Source organism: Vibrio sp. OPT46, assembly GCF_015163535.1.
Taxonomy (GTDB): Bacteria; Pseudomonadota; Gammaproteobacteria; order Enterobacterales; family Vibrionaceae; genus Vibrio; species Vibrio alginolyticus.
In genome coordinates this window covers 14,444-16,819 of the sequence record NZ_JADDYG010000042.1, presented here as the reverse complement: position 1 = coordinate 16,819, position 2,376 = coordinate 14,444, and the positions used below count along the sequence as shown (strand labels likewise).

At 42.7% G+C, this 2,376-nt stretch carries 3 protein-coding genes; all 3 read left to right on the top strand.

From position 1 onward, the window contains the following. Nucleotides 1-211 precede the first annotated feature (211 nt). The gene (locus tag IQR33_RS02510) at nt 212-1,120 is read left to right on the top strand and encodes a siderophore ABC transporter substrate-binding protein (RefSeq protein ID WP_005376635.1); all 909 of its coding nucleotides are present in this window, start codon (nt 212-214) and stop codon (nt 1,118-1,120) included. Nucleotides 1,121-1,142: 22 nt separating this feature from the next. Further along, a complete protein-coding gene (gene vctD, locus IQR33_RS02505) occupies nt 1,143-2,078 on the top strand; it encodes an iron chelate uptake ABC transporter permease subunit VctD (RefSeq protein ID WP_017820306.1) in 936 nt (311 codons plus the stop codon). After that, nucleotides 2,071-2,376 (top strand): iron chelate uptake ABC transporter family permease subunit (locus IQR33_RS02500; protein ID WP_193843480.1); only part of this gene is annotated, 306 nt, incomplete at its 3' end. The genes vctD and IQR33_RS02500, both read left to right, overlap by 8 nt.

Sequence of the window (2,376 nt, the reverse complement as noted above, 5' to 3'; positions counted from 1 at the left end):
ATTATTGATGAGCTGGCACTCAAAGCGTTTATTGAAGCGCATGAATGATACGCCCAGGTATTGGAACTGATGGGTTTTATAAGTCTTTGATATATCTAGGTCTTGAGTAAACGTAACTAATGTAAAGTACCTTAAATTTTGTTGAATGCATTAAAGAGTAGCGTTATATTGCGAACGCGTATGATAATATATCTCATTAAGGCTTAACAAAATGAAAAAATTCGTCGGTGCGGCTATGCTGTCGTTATTTACTGTTTCTCCTTCTTTCGCTGCTAAAGTTGTGATTGACCACTACATGGGTCAAACAGAGCTAGAACAATCCCCAGAGCGTGTGGTTGTGATTGGCTTTGGCCCGCTAGATGCGCTGGACAACTTTGGTATCGATCCTGTTGCAGTATCTAACTCTTCTAATCTTCCTAGTTACCTTTCAAAATACAGCAAAGATAACTACACCTCTGCGGGTAGTTTGTTTGAACCTGATTTTGAAACTATCTACATGCAAAAGCCGGATTTGATTTTGGTTGGTCCGCGAGCGTCTGCGAAATATGAAGAGCTGAGTGAAATTGCCCCTACAGTTGTTTTTGCGGCGAAAGAGAACCAAGGCTATTGGGAAGGCACGCAAGCGCAATGGCGCAATATTGGTAAGATCTTCAATATCGAAGAAAAAGTAGAGCAGAAAATTGAAGCGCTAGATGCTCAATTCAAAGCAATCCGTGACTACAACCAATCGAACAAAAATGATGCATTAACGATTTTGAGCATGGGTGACAACATCAGCGCGTTTGGTGCCCAGTCGCGATTTGGCGTCATTTATAACGACTTTGGCTTCTTGGAAACGGTTGAGCACGTGAAAACGGGCACTCACGGAGATGTCATTTCTTATGAGTTTATTCGTGAAGCTAACCCGAAAAATATTCTCGTGGTTGACCGAAATTCTCTGACAGGTACGCCGGATAACGATATTCGTAAATCCATGGATAACGACTTAGTCAAAGCGACTGCGGCATATAAAAATCATAAAATCACCTATTTAGATGTGGACGCTTGGTACTTGTCGATGTCTGGTGTGACAGCAACAGAAAAAATGGTCAGTGAGATAAAGCAAACCGTTGAACTGTAATCCAAGATAGCAGAGGTTAACTTTGAAGAAGTTATTGCTAACCCTTGTGGTTTTAAGCACGGTTTCGTTATTTGTTGGGGTGGCAAACATGACACCCCAACAACTCTTTTCAGGTGATGAGAAAGCATTAGAACTTTTCTTTACCAGCCGTATACCACGTTTATTTGCCATATTGCTTGCTGGTGCTGGCTTGAGTATTGCGGGTCTTGTCATGCAGCAAATCAGCCAGAACCGATTTGCGGCACCTTCTACAACTGGTACGATCGAATGTGCCATGCTGGGCTACGTACTGAGCGTGGTTTTCTTTGGTAATGATAATCACCTTTGGCTCGTGTTCGGCATCTCGGTATTTGGGACGCTGGCGTTTGTTTTCTTTATTCAGCGCATTCAATTTAAGAGCGTGGTTTTTGTGCCACTTGTCGGGATTATTTTCGGCAATGTCATCCAATCCATGACTACGTTTATCGCTTACAAATATGATGCACTTCAAAGTCTGAATGCTTGGACAGTCGCAAACTTCGCTAACATCTTGCGTGGTGATTTTGAACTGCTGTACATCGCGGTACCAATGGTTATCCTCAGCTATCTTTTTGCCGCAAGGATCTCTGCCGTAGGTATCGGAAAAGATTTCGCGATTAACTTGGGTTTGAATTATCAGCAGGTTGTGACGATTGGCGTGCTATTGGTGTCCATCATGTCAGCAAGTGTCGTGATGATTGTTGGCCAGTTGCCATTCTTAGGGCTGATTGTACCGAATCTCGTGAGTCACTTTTATGGCGATAATCTCAAAAAGAACATTCCGCTTACGGCCATGTATGGGGCGATTTTGGTGTTGTGTTGCGACTTGGTGAGTCGTTTAATTATTTTCCCTCATGAAATGCCAATCTCTATCGTGATCAGCATATTGGGTGGCGTGGTATTCATCGCTATGTTGTTGCGAGGTAAGCAACATGCGTGATTCAACGAAAATCCTGCTGCTAGGTGGCATTGCGATTCTTTTCGCGTGTCTGTTTATTGGTATTGGGCTAACGGCTGACAACTACCAATATTTTTTGTCTCGTAGAGTTCCTAAAGTATTGGCGATAGTGCTAGCGGGTGTGGCCATTGCTCAGTCTTCACTTGTATTTCAAACCATTACGCACAACCGAATTTTAACGCCAAGTATCATGGGTTTTGATGCGCTGTATGTGTTAACCCAAATTTTGATCGTGTTGATTTTTGGTGGGTTGAGTACCTTAGTTCTTAACTTGTACGTA

What these genes read in the sequence shown, in the direction of transcription:
- IQR33_RS02510 (WP_005376635.1), top strand. Translation starts at nt 212, where the DNA reads ATGAAAAAATTCGTCGGTGCGGCTATGCTGTCGTTATTTACTGTTTCT.